This is a genomic window from Actinoalloteichus fjordicus (assembly GCF_001941625.1).
GTDB lineage: Bacteria > Actinomycetota > Actinomycetes > Mycobacteriales > Pseudonocardiaceae > Actinoalloteichus_A > Actinoalloteichus_A fjordicus.
The window spans coordinates 1,237,325-1,251,723 of record NZ_CP016076.1; the positions used below are offsets into that span (position 1 = coordinate 1,237,325).

General features: G+C 70.9%; 14 protein-coding genes. 7 read left to right on the forward strand and 7 right to left on the reverse strand.

Annotated features, from left to right (window positions below):
- Nucleotides 1-69: 69 nt before the first annotated feature.
- Entirely contained in the window at nucleotides 70-1,296 is a 1,227-nt protein-coding gene (locus UA74_RS05665; RefSeq protein WP_075739347.1) for a helix-turn-helix domain-containing protein, read from the forward strand.
- Nucleotides 1,297-1,617: 321 nt separating this feature from the next.
- On the opposite strand, the gene UA74_RS31540 is transcribed toward UA74_RS05665, so the two are convergent.
- The 6 genes from UA74_RS31540 to UA74_RS05700 form a co-directional block, all read right to left on the reverse strand.
- The gene (locus UA74_RS31540) at nucleotides 1,618-1,707 is read right to left on the reverse strand and encodes a phosphopantetheine-binding protein (protein WP_157434009.1); all 90 of its coding nucleotides are present in this window, start codon (nucleotides 1,705-1,707) and stop codon (nucleotides 1,618-1,620) included.
- Nucleotides 1,708-2,130: 423 nt separating this feature from the next.
- Nucleotides 2,131-2,955, reverse strand: a complete 825-nt coding sequence (locus UA74_RS05680) for a citryl-CoA lyase (RefSeq protein ID WP_075739350.1) — start codon at nucleotides 2,953-2,955, stop codon at nucleotides 2,131-2,133.
- Nucleotides 2,952-4,193, reverse strand: coding sequence for a CaiB/BaiF CoA transferase family protein (locus UA74_RS05685; protein WP_075739351.1), 1,242 nt, complete (start codon nucleotides 4,191-4,193; stop codon nucleotides 2,952-2,954). Before UA74_RS05685 ends, UA74_RS05680 begins: the two co-directional genes overlap by 4 nt.
- Nucleotides 4,190-5,701 carry a tripartite tricarboxylate transporter permease gene (locus UA74_RS05690; protein ID WP_075739352.1) on the reverse strand — a complete coding sequence of 504 codons (1,512 nt, stop codon included), beginning with the start codon at nucleotides 5,699-5,701 and terminating at the stop codon, nucleotides 4,190-4,192. Before UA74_RS05690 ends, UA74_RS05685 begins: the two co-directional genes overlap by 4 nt.
- Nucleotides 5,701-6,279, reverse strand: a complete 579-nt coding sequence (locus tag UA74_RS05695) for a tripartite tricarboxylate transporter TctB family protein (protein WP_075739353.1) — start codon at nucleotides 6,277-6,279, stop codon at nucleotides 5,701-5,703. Before UA74_RS05695 ends, UA74_RS05690 begins: the two co-directional genes overlap by 1 nt.
- On the reverse strand, nucleotides 6,276-7,262 hold the full coding sequence (locus UA74_RS05700; protein ID WP_075743450.1) for a Bug family tripartite tricarboxylate transporter substrate binding protein: 987 nt from the start codon (nucleotides 7,260-7,262) through the stop codon (nucleotides 6,276-6,278). The genes UA74_RS05695 and UA74_RS05700 overlap by 4 nt, the downstream gene beginning before the upstream one ends.
- 126 nt (nucleotides 7,263-7,388) lie before the next feature.
- On the opposite strand from UA74_RS05700, the gene UA74_RS05705 reads away from it, so the two are divergent.
- The 3 genes from UA74_RS05705 (at nucleotide 7,389) to UA74_RS05715 (ending at nucleotide 9,778) form a co-directional block, all read left to right on the forward strand.
- Nucleotides 7,389-8,195: an IclR family transcriptional regulator gene (locus UA74_RS05705; protein WP_075739354.1), complete on the forward strand. Its 807-nt coding sequence runs from the start codon at nucleotides 7,389-7,391 to the stop codon at nucleotides 8,193-8,195.
- A gap of 88 nt (nucleotides 8,196-8,283) precedes the next feature.
- Nucleotides 8,284-8,874 carry an RraA family protein gene (locus UA74_RS05710; RefSeq protein ID WP_232237641.1) on the forward strand — a complete coding sequence of 197 codons (591 nt, stop codon included), beginning with the start codon at nucleotides 8,284-8,286 and terminating at the stop codon, nucleotides 8,872-8,874.
- Nucleotides 8,867-9,778: an NAD(P)-dependent oxidoreductase gene (locus UA74_RS05715; RefSeq protein WP_232237642.1), complete on the forward strand. Its 912-nt coding sequence runs from the start codon at nucleotides 8,867-8,869 to the stop codon at nucleotides 9,776-9,778. The genes UA74_RS05710 and UA74_RS05715 overlap by 8 nt, the downstream gene beginning before the upstream one ends.
- Before the next feature lie 372 nt (nucleotides 9,779-10,150).
- Here the strand turns inward: UA74_RS05715 and UA74_RS05720 are convergent, their stop codons facing one another.
- On the reverse strand, nucleotides 10,151-11,617 hold the full coding sequence (locus tag UA74_RS05720) for a serine/threonine-protein kinase (RefSeq protein WP_075739355.1): 1,467 nt from the start codon (nucleotides 11,615-11,617) through the stop codon (nucleotides 10,151-10,153).
- Between the two features lie 507 nt (nucleotides 11,618-12,124).
- On the opposite strand from UA74_RS05720, the gene UA74_RS34100 reads away from it, so the two are divergent.
- From UA74_RS34100 to UA74_RS05740, 3 genes are read left to right on the forward strand one after another with little or no spacing between them, the layout of a single operon-like run.
- Nucleotides 12,125-12,874 (forward strand): YbaB/EbfC family nucleoid-associated protein, encoded by a 750-nt coding sequence (locus UA74_RS34100; RefSeq protein ID WP_198042940.1) that lies wholly within the window; start codon nucleotides 12,125-12,127, stop codon nucleotides 12,872-12,874.
- Nucleotides 12,871-13,200 (forward strand): WXG100 family type VII secretion target, encoded by a 330-nt coding sequence (locus tag UA74_RS05735; protein WP_075739358.1) that lies wholly within the window; start codon nucleotides 12,871-12,873, stop codon nucleotides 13,198-13,200. Before UA74_RS34100 ends, UA74_RS05735 begins: the two co-directional genes overlap by 4 nt.
- A 19-nt stretch (nucleotides 13,201-13,219) precedes the next feature.
- Nucleotides 13,220-14,317 (forward strand): WXG100 family type VII secretion target, encoded by a 1,098-nt coding sequence (locus UA74_RS05740; RefSeq protein ID WP_157434010.1) that lies wholly within the window; start codon nucleotides 13,220-13,222, stop codon nucleotides 14,315-14,317.
- Nucleotides 14,318-14,399 lie beyond the last annotated feature (82 nt).

Here is a 14,399-nt window from a genome sequence, read left to right on the forward strand (position 1 = left end):
CCGATCGTGGGCACGCTCTTGACCCGAACGGGGCTCCCGTAGTAGCGGCGCGGGGGTGATGATCGTGTCGTGGCCGATGACACCGTGGGGGACGTCCTGCGTGCCGAGCGCCTGCGCCTACGGCTTACGCTGGAACAGGCGGGCCGACTGATCGGGTTCTCCAGCTCGACGCTCTCCCGCATCGAGCACAACCTGCGGCGGCTGGACATCGAGGAGCTGCGCGCGGTCGCGTCCCGGTATGGCATCGCGCCGTCGCGGCTGGGACTCGCTACTGTCGACGATCAACAGCACATCGATGGAAGCGGTGGGCACGTGCAGCGCAGACAGTTCTTGACCGCCGCCGCCGGTCTGGCCGTCCCGTACGCCGTGCTGGCCCGCCTCGATGATGCCCTGGTCGCCCTGCCCGCTGCGCGCGGCCAGGTCACCGAGTCCACTGTGACCGCCAGCATGGCCGTCAGTCAGGCCCTGTTCGACCGGGCGCAGTACACCGCTCTGGTCGCGGGACTGCCGGGCCTGCTGGCCGCCGCGCACGAGCTGGCCGACGTCCACCAGGATTCACGCTCCCAAGCAACGGTCGCGGCCTGCTACAACCTCGCGACCCACACCTTGACCAAGCTCGGGCAGCACCAGGTCAGCCGCCTGACCGCCGACCGCGCCATGAACCACGCCCGCCGCGCAGACTCTCCGCTCGCGCTAGCCTTGTCGGCACGCGCGATCGGCGTGGTGCTGCGTCACGAGGGTCGGCCCCGCATAGCTCAACGGGTCACGCTCGGCGCGATCGGTGCTGTGCAGGCCACCGGGTTGACCGTTCCCGCGGAGCGCGCCGTCCTCACCCAGATCTTGTGCACCGCAGCATATTCCGCGGCCACCAACGGCGACCAGGATCAAGCCGTCGACCTGATCGGCGCGGCCGAGGATGCCGTGTGCGGGCTCGACCGTCCGGTCATCGTTGGCGGCAACGCGGTCACCCCGGCCCAAGTCCAGCTCTACAAGATCGGGGTACACCGGGCCGCCGGGGACTCCAGCCAGGCGTTGGACGCCGCTCGCGGGCTGAGGCCCGAGCATTTCGCCACTGCGGAGCGCCGGAGCCGCCTGCACACCGACCTGGCCCGCGCTTGGTGGATGCACGGCCGTCCCGAGCAGACCGCCGCCGCGCTGCTGGCCGCCTACCACGAGGCCCCCACCGAATTGACCGGCCGCCCGGCGATTCGCCATATCGGTCTCGACCTCGTCCGGCGTCACCCCCACACCTCTGGGGCCCGGGAGTTGCGGCTCGCGCTGCGATCCAGCGTGTAGGTGACCGGCCGCAGCACCGGCCTCTGGAGACCGCCAGCCGCCCCGCCCCCGAGACCTACACCGCCCCGCCTCGCCCCCGGCGTCGGCCAGAACACCTCCGGATGGACGCTTCACCTACAGGCCTGACCATATACATCGGACTTTCGACACGGCCCTTTGCCAGAATCGCCGTGCCCTCGTCACCAGCGCGGTGAACACACTCGGTGAGAGCGTGCCGCCGTCGCGGTCCTTGATGTCGCGGATCTCGACGACGACGCAGCTCTGGTCGCGGCCGATCTCCTCGCGGCTCGCGCCGGGGGTCGTGTGGGACGACGTGATCGATCAGATGGCCGCCACCCGGTTCGCGCTGACCGAGTCGCCGCCGAGGTCGAAGAAGTTGTCGCCGACGTCGATCGTCCGGCCGGCAGTCATGTGAGGTCGGTTCGTGCGCGTCGGATGAGGTCCAGTGACAGATGCGGGCTACAGGTCTGCCGGTGGACTGCGGCCCAGGTCTCGACGTGCGTACGCAGGATGGGATGCTCCCCGACCACCGAGATATGCGGGTCGCTGAGCCCGCGCGCACGACACGCCGAGCGGGAGACCGGCTCCACCACTCTCCCGTCCCGTGCGAACAGCGGTGTCATGTCGAACGGCTTGCGGCGGCCAAGCCTCTTCGTCATCGTCGCCGAACAGGGTTGGCTCGGCTGACACCACACCGCCGCCTGCCCGGCGAAGCTGACGACGCCGTTCGCCACGTGGCGGGGCCGCCGCCACGGCACCGCCACGCCCTCCGCCGCAAGCCTGCGACCGCGCGGACACACCGCGCCGCCGCACCGACTCCGGGCGTCGGTCCGCTCAGCCCTCCGGGTATTCGCGTGTCGGCTCGCCTGTGTAGTCGGCGAGCAGTGGGGGCGGCAGTGGGCCCTTGACCCGGCGGCCCGTGCCGGTCTCTTCCCAGGCGTGGGCCAGGATGCCGACGGAGCGGGCCAGTACGAAGAATCCTCGCGCCAGTTCGGGTTCGACGCCGAGTTCGGCGTAGACGATGGCGGTGACGCCGTCGATGTTCATCGGTGGTCTGCGTGTTCCGGTCGCCAGGGCACTCTCGATCGCGACCCCGGCCCGTAGGTACTCGCCGCTGAGCTGTCCGGCGGTGACTGCCTCCTCGACGAGTCCGAGCAGTACGTCGCGGCGCGGGTCGCGCGGGTGGAAGCGATGGCCGAAACCGGGGACGTACGCCTTCCTCGCTCGGTGCTCCGCGACGACCTCGGCCGCGACCTCGTCGACGTCGCGTCCCGTCTCCGCCACGGTGGCGGCGATGCCGTGCAGCACGGCGACGCACTGCTGACCCGCACCGCCGTGGGTGTCGCCGAGCACGTTGACGCCGTTGGCGATGGCCGAGTTGATCCCGACTCCGCAGGTCACGGCCATCCGCGCGCTCGCGATCGAGGGAGCCTGCGGGCCGTGGTCCACGCTGGCGACCAGCGCCGCCTGGAGCAGCCGCGACTGCGTCTCGGTCGGCAGCGCTCCCTTCGTCAGCAGCCAGATGGTGCTCACGAAGTCGAGCCTGCCGATGAGCTGTTCGATCGGGTAGCCGCGCAGCTCGATCTCGCCCGGGGCGATGCGGGTGACGGCGGTCGACCACCACGCGGTGGTGTCGGCGATGCCGGGGACCTCGGTCATACGGCGTCCTCCTGGTGCAGCCGGGCGATCTCGTCGGGGGCGTAGCCGAGCTCGACGAGGATGTCCTCGGTGTGCTGGCCGAGCGTCGGCGGGGGCAGCACGGGCCTGCTCGGGCTGCCGTCGAGGTGGATGCCGTGCCCGAGGACCCGCAGCGGGCCCGCTCCTGCCTCGCCGGGAAACGGCAGCTCGTGGACCAGCTCGCGGGCGCGGATCTGCGGACTCTCCAGCATCTCCGGCACGGTCAGCACGGCGGCTGCGGGCACGCCCGCCGTGCTGAGTGCCTCCTCCCAGTGCGCGGCGGAGCGGGTGGTGAGGGCCGCCTCGAGTTCGGCGGTCAGGGCGGCCCGATGCGTCTTGCGCGCCTCGCGTTCGGCGAAGCGCGGATCGGTCGCCAGTTCGGGACGACCGATGATCCGACAGAGCAGTTCGAACTGCTGCTGCTTGTTGGCGGCGATGTTGAGTTCGCCGTCGGCGGTGCGGAAGGTGCCGGAGGGCGCCGCCGTGCCGTTGTCGTTGCCGAGCGGGCGGGCCTGCTGATCGGCGATCAGGTGATTGGAGGCGACCCAGCCCATGGCGGTGACGGCGGTCTCCAGCATGGAGACGTCGATCATGCAGCCGGTGCCGGTGCGTGCGCGGCCGAGCAGCGCGGAGGAGATCGCGAAGGCCGCCGCCAGGCCGCCCAGGGTGTCGGCGATGGGATAGCCCGCCCGCAGCGGGGCGGTGTCGGCGGTGCCGGTCACGCTCATCATCCCCGAGACGCCCTGGATGATCTGGTCGTAGGCGGGCTTGGCGCGCAACGGGCCCGTCTGACCGAAGCCGGAGATGGCGCAGTAGACCAGGCGCGGATTGATCCGCTTCAGCTCGGACCAGCCGAAGCCGAGCCGGTCGAGCACGCCCGGCCGGAAGTTCTCGCACAGCACGTCCGCGTTCGCGACGAGTCTGCGCAGCACCTCCCGGCCGGACTCCGACTTGAGATTGAGCGTGATCGAGCGCTTCTGCGCGTTCTGGGCCAGGAACGAGGCGCCGAGCTCCTGCCGGTTCAGCTCCGCCGAGGCGCCCAGCCTGCGGGCGAGATCACCGCCCTCGGGGATCTCGACCTTGACCACGTCCGCGCCGAGCAGCGCCAGCTGGTAGCAGGCGTACGGCCCGGCGAGGACGTTGGTCAGGTCGAGGACCCGGACTCCGGCGAGCGGGCCGGACCCGGCCTCGGGCGGAGTCCCGGACGAATCGTCGTTCATACCAGTGCTTTCTCTTGACGACGTCGCCGAACACGCTGGATGAGCAGGCCGACGACGACGAGCGCGAGCAGGCTGTACAGGGTGATCGAGATCGGGCTGGAGACCAGCGCCGCCGGGTCGCCCTCGCTCACGGCCATCGCTCGCCGGTACTCGGTCTCGGCGAGCGGTCCGAGGATCACGGCGATGAGCACGGGCGCGACGGGCAGCCCGTACCGGCGCATCGCGAAGCCCAACAGGCCGATGGCCAGGACCAGCACGAGATCCAGGACCTTGCTGCTGGTGGCGTACACGCCCAGCATCGCGAACACCGTGATCCCGGCGTAGAGGTAGTGGCGGGGCACCTTCAACAGCTTGGCCCACAGGGGTGCGAAGGGCAGGTTGAGGATGAGCAGCACGACCATGCCGATGAAGAAGCTGGCCAGCAGCGCCCAGACCAGCTCGCTGGCCCGCTCGAACAGCAGCGGTCCCGGCTGAAGACCGTACTGACGGAACGCCGCCAGCAGGATCGCCGCGGTCGCCGACGTCGGCAGGCCCAGGGCGAGCAGCGCGCCCATCGCGGTGCCCGCCGTCGCGTTCCCGGCGGCCTCGGGACCGGCGACGCCCTGGATCGCGCCCTTGCCGAACATCGGTTTCTGCCGCCGGGAGTCCAGCTTCCGTTCGGCGCCGTAGGAGAGGAAGGTCGGCACCTCGGAGCCGCCGACCGGGATGATGCCGAACGGCACGCCGATCGCCGTGCCCCGGAACCAGGCGGGCAATGCCAGCCGGAACTCCCGCCGCGACAGCCAGAGCCTGCCGGTGGAGGGGAGCAGCCGGGTGTCCTCCTTGGTGCCCCGGCGGGCGGCGACGTTGAACACCTCGCCGAGCGCGAGCAGGCCGACGGTGATCACGACGATGTCGATGCCGTCGAACAGCTCGGGCAGCCCGCCGGTGAACCGGGCCGCTCCGGATGCGCCGTCGATGCCGACCACGGAGATGGCCAGGCCGATGACGAGCGCGGCGAGTCCTCGGATCACCGACTCGCTGACGACGGCCGAGATCGCGACGAAGGCGAAGATCGCCAGGGCGAGATACTCGGCCGGGCCGAACAGCGTGGCCAGCTGGGCGAGCCCCGGCGCGAAGAAGACCACCAGGATCGAGGCGACGATGCCGCCGATGAACGCGCCGATCGCCGAGGTCGCCAGGGCCTGGGAGGCACGTCCGCTCTTGGCCATCCGATGGCCCTCGATCGACCCGGCGATCGCCGTGCTGTTGCCGGGCGTGTTCATCAGGATGCCCGCGATCGAGTCGCCGAAGAGACCACCGAAGAGCACGCCCGAGAACATGATGAACGCGCCGATCGGGTCCAGCGAGAACGTGACCGGCAGCAGCAGCGCCACCGCCATCGCCGAGCCGAGACCGGGCAGCACGCCGACGGCGGTGCCGAGGACGGCGCCGATGAACACCCAGAGCATGTTCATCGGGGTGAGCACGGTGAGGAAGCCCTCACCGAGATTGACCAGTGACTCCATCAGAGAACTCCCGCCAGGATGCCGGGGGGCAGATTGAGGCCGAGGCCTGCGGAGAAGGCGAGCTGGACGATCGAGGAGATCGCCAGCGAGAGGAAGATGTCGAACACCACGCGGCGGCTGCCCAGCGCCCGGGCGATGCCCCAGAACAGCAGCGCGCCCGAGAGCAGCCAGCCCAGCGGGTTCAGCAGGATGATGAAGACGACGACGGTCGCGACGGCACCGGCCAGGGCGCGGTGGTTGCTCCGCACCCGAGTCGGCTCCTCGTCCGCCGTGTCCACGGCGGCGTCATCGTCGGCGTGCACGGCGTGCGCGACCGGCGGGACGTCGGCGGCCTGCGTCGGCTCGGAGACCTGCGCGGGTTCGGGACGGCGCAGGACGTCGATCGTGAGCAGGACGGCGAACACCACGCAGGCGATCGCGATGATCACCGGGAACAGCTGCGGACCCGGCGATGCGGTGTTGGCCGGCACGTCCATGGTGACCGTACCGACGCCGAGCACGATGCCGATGATCAGCAGCAGCAGCGGGATGATCAGCCCGGTGCGGCGGCGCAGGAAGTCTGCGGCGGTCCGATTCACAGTCCCAGCTCCTCGATGATCGCATCGACCCTGGCCTGGTCCTCGCGGATGAACTCGGTGAAGTCCTCACCGGAGAGGAAGCTGTCCTCCCACTTGTTCCGGTCCAGCGCGTCGGCCCACTCCTGGGTCTGGACGGCCTCGTCGACGACCGCGATGAGCTCCCGACGCTGTTCGTCGGTGATGCCGGGCGGGGCGACCAGGCCGCGCCAGTTGGGGAGAGCGACGTCGATGCCCTGTTCGATGAAGGTCGGGGTGTCGATCCCCTCGACCGGCTCCTCCGCCGACACGGCGAGCGCCCGGACGTTGCCCGCCTCGATCTGGTCGCGGAAGTCGTTGTAGCCGCTGACCCCGATCTCGACGGTCCGCGACAGCAGGGCGGTGAGCACCTCGCCGCCGCCCGCGTAGGCCACGTAATTGACCTGCTCGGGGTCGACGTCCGCCTCGCGGGCGACGAGCCCGGTCAACAGGTGGTCGGTGCCGCCGAGTCCGCCGCCGCCGACCGCGTGACCTTGCGGGTTCTCGCGCCATACCTCGAGGAAGTCTTCGAGAGTCTCGTACGGCGAGTCGGCCGGGACGACGATCACCTCGTAGTCCTCGGCGAGGCGGGCGATCGGCGTGGTGTCCAGCAGGTCGACCGAGGACCCGTTGACGTTGATGGCACCTTCCATCACGGTGCCGGTCATCATCAGCTGCGTCGGGTCGGCGCCGATTTCGACGAACTGCGAGAGACCGATGGTCCCTCCCGCGCCCGGCACGTTGATGACCTGGACGTTGTTGACGACGGCGCCGCCGCGCAGGGCCTGTTGGAACTCGCGGGAGGCGAGGTCCCAACCGCCGCCGGGAGCTGCGGGTGCCATGACCCGGAGGTTCGACCTCGGCGTCGCCCCGGAGGTCGACTGGCTCGCGTCGACGGCGGCGAATCCGGTCAGCACGAGGGTGCTGACCACCCCGAGGACCGAGAGAGCCTGGCGTCTGCTCGGCATGATCACTCCCTTGTGACCTGGGTTGAACACACGATGTCCACCTGGCGGACACTTATGACCGCCTGATGGTATAGTCACCGTTGGTTGCGTGCAACCATGTCGCGTCTCGACGAGGAGGGGCTGGGGATGAGGTCCGGTGGAGCCGACGCTCCGGAGGGCGACGGCGGCGGCATTCGCGCCGTCAGCCGGGCGTTTCGGGTGCTGGGGGCGTTCTCGGTCGACCGGATGTCGCTCGGCGTCGCCGAGATCGTCCGTGAGACCGGCCTGCCGAGGACCACCGTGCTGCGGCTGGTCGAGACCCTGCAGGCCGAGGGCATGCTGGAGTTCGGTGCCGACGGGCAGGTCAGGGTGGGCACCCGCATGATCGGCCTGGCCGCCTTCGCCGATGCCGCGTGGACGCTGCCTGCGGCGAGCCTCGTGCGGATGCGGGAGCTGGCCGCCGCGACCGGCGAGACGGTGAGCCTCTACGTGCGCCGGGGCCTGCACAGAGTGGTGGTCGGCCAGGCACCCAGTCCGAACATGCTGCGTCACGTCGTGCAGACGGGCGACGAACTGCCGATGTGGGGCGGCTCCGCAGCCCTGGTCCTGTTCGGCCTCGAGCCGCCTGCCGAGCGTGACGAGCTGATCGAGCGGACGGCCCGGTCACCGGAGTCGCAGAGCGATGCCGACACCATCCGGCGCGGCGTCGAGTCGGCCCTCGCGAACGGCTGGAGCATCTCGCACGGGCGGCGCGAGCCGGGCAACACCGGACTCGCGGTGCCGATTCCCGCCGATCCGGCCGCAGGCGCCGACGCACCCGCCCGACGGGCGGTGCTCGCCCTCGGCGGACCCACCATCCGGTTCACCGAGGACAAGATCCCCGGTTTCGTGGCCGCGGTCCGCGCCTGCGCCGAGGACATCGCCCGCACCGGACTGCCGCCCGCCCTGCACTGACGAGGTGACGGCCCGGCCGAGGCAGGCCTGCGCGGCCCGTGCTGATCTGCGCCGACGCCGCCGTCACCGCACGACGAGAAGGAGGATCGTGAACTCGATCAACGGCTATCCGTCCCCGGCCGACCTGCCGGTCGCCACCCTGTCCGACGCCATGGAACGGTTCGGGGTCGCCCACGGCATCCGGCCGTTGTGGCCCGGCGCGGCGCTGTCCGGACCCGCCTTCACCGTGTGGACCCGCCCCGGCGACAACAAGGGTCTGCACGCCGCGTTCGAGACCATCCGGCGCGGCGAGATCCTGATCGTCAACGGCGGCGGCGACGAGACACGGGCGCTGATCGGCGAACTGGTGGTGCAGAAGGCGCGGGCGCTGGAGATCGGGGGCATCGTCCTGGACGGCGCGGCCCGCGACGTGACCGAGCTTGCCGAGTTGGGCGTGCCGGTCTTCGCGCGGGCGGTCACCCCGGCCGGACCCTGGAAGACCGGGCCGTACCGGATCGGCGGGACCATCGCCGTCGGCGGCGTGCCGGTCCGACCCGGCGACTGGGTGGTCGGCGACGACGACGGTGTCGCGATCGTGCCCGCAGAGCAGCGTGCCGACGTCGTGCGGATCGCGCGGGAGCTGATCGAGGGCGAGGCGCAGCGACGCACCGCGAACCAGGGACTCGTGCCCCGTGGCTGAGTCGCCGATCGTCTGGATTCCCCGGCCCGTCCACGATGACGCGCTGGTACTGCTGCGGGAGCACGCCGACGTCCGCCTCGGTTACGGCGAGGAGGCGACGACGTTCGAGGAGATCGCGGACCGCGTCGTCGGAATCCTGCTCCGCACGGCGCGTGTCGACGGCGAGATGATGCGCCGAGCGCCCGCGTTGAGCATCGTCGCCCGCCACGGCGTCGGCCTCGACACGGTGGACCTCGTGACGGCCGGGCAGCGGGGGATCACGGTCACCACCACGCCGACCGCCAACACCCGATCCGTCGCCGAGCACACCATCGCGCTGCTGCTCGCCGTACGGCGGGGCATCGGGATCGCCGTCCGAGGCGAGGGCGACGTCCGAGCCTCGATCCAGGGGCGCGAGCTGGCAGGCTCGACGCTGGGCCTGATCGGCTTCGGGCGTATCGCGGCGAGCGTCGCGCACATCGCCCGCCACGGGTTCGGGATGCGGGTGCTCGCCTTCGACCCGATGCGCTCGGCGGAGGACATCGCGGCGGACGGTGCCGAGCCCGCGACGCTGGCGGAGCTGCTCGCCGCCTCCGATGCGGTGAGCCTGCACGTGCCGCTCACCCCCGAGACCCGCTCGCTGATCGGCCTCGACGAGCTGCTGGCCATGCCGAAGGGCGGCGTGGTGCTCAATACCTCGCGGGGCGGCACCCTCGACGAGGCGGCGCTGCTCACCGCGCTGCGACGGGGCCATCTGGCGGGTGCGGGCCTCGATGTCACGGTGGTCGAGCCGCTTCCGGCGGATCACCCGTTGCGGCAGGAGCCGACGGTGATCATCACGCCGCACGTCGGAGCGCAGACGGCCGAGGCGATGCGCCGGATGGCCACCGATGCCGCGAATCGGATCATCGAACACCTGTCGTGATCGCGGTCGGGGAGCGCGGGAGGTTCCACTCAGGATGACCAAGGCGGGGCCGCACTTCGTCCGATGACGACGGGCGCGATCCGCGCTCCTGCCGCGCGGGTGATCTCCTGGCGTCCCCCGGAACCGAGCTGGCGGCGCTGTGCTGACGGGCCTGCCCGTCGTCGCATGGTGATGGCGGCCGGGCGCTGGCCTGCCGCGTCACCTGTAGGCGGGAGCCGAAAGGCTCCGGCCGGCAGGGGTCGCAGGGGAGCCCTGCCTGCCGAACTACCGAAGAATCCGGCGGCGCCGCAGTCCGGGGCTGTCGATGTGGGCGGACGTGCGGGAGTCGGACACCGCCCGCACCGGGCACGGGCCGAGCGCCAGGAAGGACGGTCAGCGTGAGTGCTTCGCCTCCCGTTCCCAGCCTGCCGCGATGAGGACGATCACGAGATAGGCGAGGGCCGAGAAGGCGATGCCGATCAGGAACGCCGCGCCGGAGATCGCGCAGAACGCGGCGGTGCCCCCTGCGGCGAAGCCGATGATGCGGACGATGGTGGTCACCGTCGCCCCGCCTCCCTCCGGCACGGTCTCGGCGATGCGGGAGCCGAACCGGGCGGTGCGATAACAGATCCACACGATGGGGATCATGAGCAGGAACCCTGCACGCTGACTGTCGGCCACAGCCGTGTTCGAGATGAAGTCCCAGGCATAGATGAAGACCTCCGGGTAGCGGACGAGGAGGCTGTAGGCGCCTGCGAGGACGACGAACGTCATGAGCACGACGTAGCCCGTGCCCTGCCATCGCTGCTGCTTCGCCACGCGCGGCGTCGACCGCCCCGAGTGCCCCTGGTCGGCAGGCGTGCCTGTCGAGGGCTGTTCGGCAGCGGGCCGCCCGTCTGCTGCCGCAGGCCGTTCGGCCGCTGCGGGCTGCTCCTCGGCGGCCTCCTTCTTCCGCGCCGCTTGCTCCACCTTCGTGAGGACTCGGGTGTGACGAGCGGTCCTCGGCGCGGCGCCGGACTCGCCGGGCCGCCCGTCGGCGGAAGACGGGTCGACGACGGCCAGCGCCTCGGCGATCGACGGTCGTTCGTCGGGCTCCTTGCTCATCAGCCGAGTCAGCAGCGGCGTGAGCCTGCCTGCCAGCCGGGGCGGCGGAATCTCGCCGAACAGGACGGCCGTCAGCGTGGCGGCCGGTGTGTCGCGGCGAAAGGGGGAGATGCCCTCGACGGCCTGGTACAGCGTCACCCCGAGCGAGAACAGATCGCTGGCCGCCGTCGCCTCCTTGCCGTGCCACCGTTCCGGGGCCAGGTACTCCGAGGAGCCGAGGAATGCTCCGGTAGCCGTCAACGCCGTGTCGGTGTGGTGGACCGAGATCCCGAAGTCGGCGAGCAGGACCTCGCCCTCGGTCGTGATCATCACGTTGCCCGGTTTGACGTCGCGGTGCACGATGCCCGCCTGATGGGCCGCCCGCAGCGCCCGAAGCAGCGCAGTCGCGACGTTCGCGGTGTCCTCCACCGACAGCGGCCCATGCCGGACGAGATGTTCCTCCAACGAGCTGCCGTCGACCAGTCGCATGACGATCCACGGGATGTCGTCTTCGAGGACGACATCGTGCACGGCGACGATGTTGGGGTGGTCGCGTAATCGGGCGGCGTTGCGAGCCTCGCGTGCGGCCCGGGCCGCACGTTCGGTGTGTTCGGCGGCGGTGACCTCTCGAGGGAGCCGCAGCTCCTTGATCGCCACATCCGTGTGCAAGACCTCGTCGCGCGCCTGCCACACCCGGCCGAACCCGCCGGAACCGAGATCGGCGACCAGCCGAAACCGCCCGCCGATCAATCGGCCGGAGGCCGCCTGCTGCGTCACTGTCCCTCCAAGAATCGACACCGGATGGCGACGGGTCAGCGTACTCAGCGCGAGCGGTGCTGCGATGTCGAAACGGTGATCTCCTCCTCGCGGCCCCCGGATGTCTCCCGGGACGGATTCCGGTCTGACCCATCCGATCGCCGCGCATCGATCCACCCCCCTCGAACAGCACTACATGGCCGCCCGCGAGTGCGGCGGTCGTCGACTCCTCGAGTGTCTGCTCGGCCGATCTCTCGTTCCTCGTCGTGGTTCCGGCGAGGCGCCGAGGTGTGACGCGTTCGGGCGAATGACGGTCGGTCGGCCCGCATTCTTCGGTGCGTCGGCGGATTAGCCTTGAGCCCGGTATGCAGGCCTGACCTGCCGCCGGAACCACGCGGTGGAGATCCTCAGAGTCGGCGCGCCGTCGTCGACGTTGTCGACCGTCGTCCTCGGTGCGGTCCGGCAAGGCGAAGCGGACGTCGTTCCGGTGTGCTCGGACGTCCGTCGACGATTCTCATGGTGGTGTGCATGTCTAGTCCGTCGGAGCGACGAGCCGAGCTGGAAGGACGGATGGCGACGCTCAAGGAACAGGCCGCCGTCCTGACCGAGCAGCTCGCCAGTCAGACCGAACAGTTGCAGGCCGCGCAGGAGCAGGCCTCGGCGGCGCGCGGGGCCGCGACCTCGCCGGACGGGCTCGTCAGCATCACGGTCGACGCGACGGGCGGGATGGCGGAGCTGCGACTCGCGCCGACCGCCTTCGCCCGCAGCACTCCTGAGCGGCTCGCCCGCTCCATCTCGGACACCTTCGCCGCCGCCAAGGCCGGAGCCCAGGCCCAGGTCAGCGGCGCATTTGGCAGTCTCGCGCAGGCACCGGTGGTGGACCTGGGCGACGTGGTCGAGGGCATGCCGTCGCTGCGCAGCCTGTTCGAGACGGCGACTCGACCACTGCAGCCTCCCGAGGAACAGCCCGGCCAGGGCGCCCCGGCACCGACGGACCGGTCGGGGCCGCCGCCTGGTGGCTTTCGGACTCCGGGGCCGCCGAACGCGGCGCCGCCGCCGGGATTCGCGCCGCACAGCCCGCCGCACCACGGCCCGCCGCACGCTCCGCCGCCCGGGCCCTTCGGCCAGCCCGCTCCGCCGCCCGGCCACGGGCCCGCCCCCGGTCGGCCGCAGCCGCCCGGCGAACCGCCCCGGTCGGCACCGCGACGGCGGCCTGCGGACGACGAGCCCGATGACGACGACGGCGGCGGCTCCATCTTTCAGAGGGGGAACTGGTGAGTGACGGATACCGAGCGGATACGACGGCGCTGCGATCGGCGTCTCCGCAGTTCTCCTCGGCTGCGGACCAGCTCCGCGACGCGTTGGAGCGGCTGGAGGCGAGCATGTCCGCCGCCACGGGCGCGTGGGGCGGCGACGAGTCGGGAACGGCCTTCGGTGAGGCCTACGTGCCTGCGGCGACGGAGGGCACCAACGCCTTCACTACGTTCGCCGAGGGACTCGACGACATCAAGGTGAATCTCGACGCCTCGGCCGAGCAGTGGGATGCCGACGACCTCGCCGCCGAACAGGCATTCAGCCGACAGGCTGAGGGCCTGGGCTACTGACTGATCTCAGGAGCAAGTCATGGGAATGGAACTACCCGAGTCGTTGCAGTGGGTGGCCTCGGTCGCGCTCGGCGCGGACTGGCCGGAGAGCGACGAGGACAAGCTCCGCGAGCTGGGCGCGGCCTGGTCCACGGCGGGCACCGACGTCGCCTCGGTGCTGGAGACCGCCGGTTCGGCTGCTTCGGCCGCCGTCGGGACGATGCAGGGGGATACCGCCGAACAGTTCCAGGCCTACTGGGACGAGTTCGCGGAGCACCTCGGGCAGCTCACCGAGCTGTCCGAGCAGCTGTCCACCGGCTGCGACGAGATGGCGTTGGAGGTCGAGCACGCCAAGATCAGCATCTACGTCGCGCTGGCCGCGTTGGCGATTCAGATCATCGCGCTGCTCGCGGCGGCTGCGGCGAGTTTCGGCACCGCCTCGGCAGGCATTCCGGTCGCCCAGCTCGCCACGCAGTTCACCATCCGACAGATCCTGATCAAGCTGTTGCAGAACATCCTGCTCAGCGTGGCCACCAACCTGGTCACCGACTACGGCATCCAGGCCTTCCAGATGGCCAGGGGCGACCGCTCCACGTTCGACAACAGCAACTTCGGCAACCACGTCGTCAACGGTGTCGTCGCGGGCATCGGCCAGACCGCGGGCGGCGCCGTCAGCGGCTTCATCCCCTCGGGCGCCAGCCGGAGCTTCGGCGGGGCGGCGTTGCAGGGTGCGGCGTCCGGGGCTGCGGGCGGCGCGGTCGGCGGTGCCGTCGACTTCGTCGGCCAGGGCGTGACGCAGGGCCAGTGGGACCCCCGCAACATCGTCGGCGGTGCGATCACCGGCAGCGTCGGCGGAGCGCAGGGCGGCATGGCGGGCCGGACCGACGCCCTGTCGGCGTCGACCCGAGGCGAGGGCGGCTACAGCACGCCTGCGAACAACCCTGCGCACGCGCGGGAGGTCTTGGAGAACGACCTCAACTGGCGGGTGGGCAACCACACCCCCGAGGGTGCCCCCAACCCCTACGGCAGCCGGGTCCGGGAGGACGTCGGCGACATCGGCGCTGCGGTCACCGACCAGGCAGGCAGGCACAAGCCGCAGAACGATGACAAGGAGAACTCGCTGCCGTCCGGTGACTGATCACCGAGACGAGGCGGGTCGCCGGAGCCCTGGAACAGCGGTTACGTCCTGTTCCGGGCTCCGGCATCCCTGCCGACGTGGC

Coding starts and splice junctions, on each gene's coding strand:
- UA74_RS05740 (WP_157434010.1), top strand. CDS start 13,220: ATGGGAATGGAACTACCCGAGTCGTTGCAGTGGGTGGCCTCGGTCGCG.
- UA74_RS05690 (WP_075739352.1), bottom strand. CDS start 5,701: ATGGAGTCACTGGTCAATCTCGGTGAGGGCTTCCTCACCGTGCTCACC.
- UA74_RS05685 (WP_075739351.1), bottom strand. CDS start 4,193: ATGAACGACGATTCGTCCGGGACTCCGCCCGAGGCCGGGTCCGGCCCG.
- UA74_RS31540 (WP_157434009.1), bottom strand. CDS start 1,707: ATGACTGCCGGCCGGACGATCGACGTCGGCGACAACTTCTTCGACCTC.
- UA74_RS05700 (WP_075743450.1), bottom strand. CDS start 7,262: ATGCCGAGCAGACGCCAGGCTCTCTCGGTCCTCGGGGTGGTCAGCACC.
- UA74_RS34100 (WP_198042940.1), top strand. CDS start 12,125: ATGTCTAGTCCGTCGGAGCGACGAGCCGAGCTGGAAGGACGGATGGCG.
- UA74_RS05705 (WP_075739354.1), top strand. CDS start 7,389: ATGAGGTCCGGTGGAGCCGACGCTCCGGAGGGCGACGGCGGCGGCATT.
- UA74_RS05680 (WP_075739350.1), bottom strand. CDS start 2,955: ATGACCGAGGTCCCCGGCATCGCCGACACCACCGCGTGGTGGTCGACC.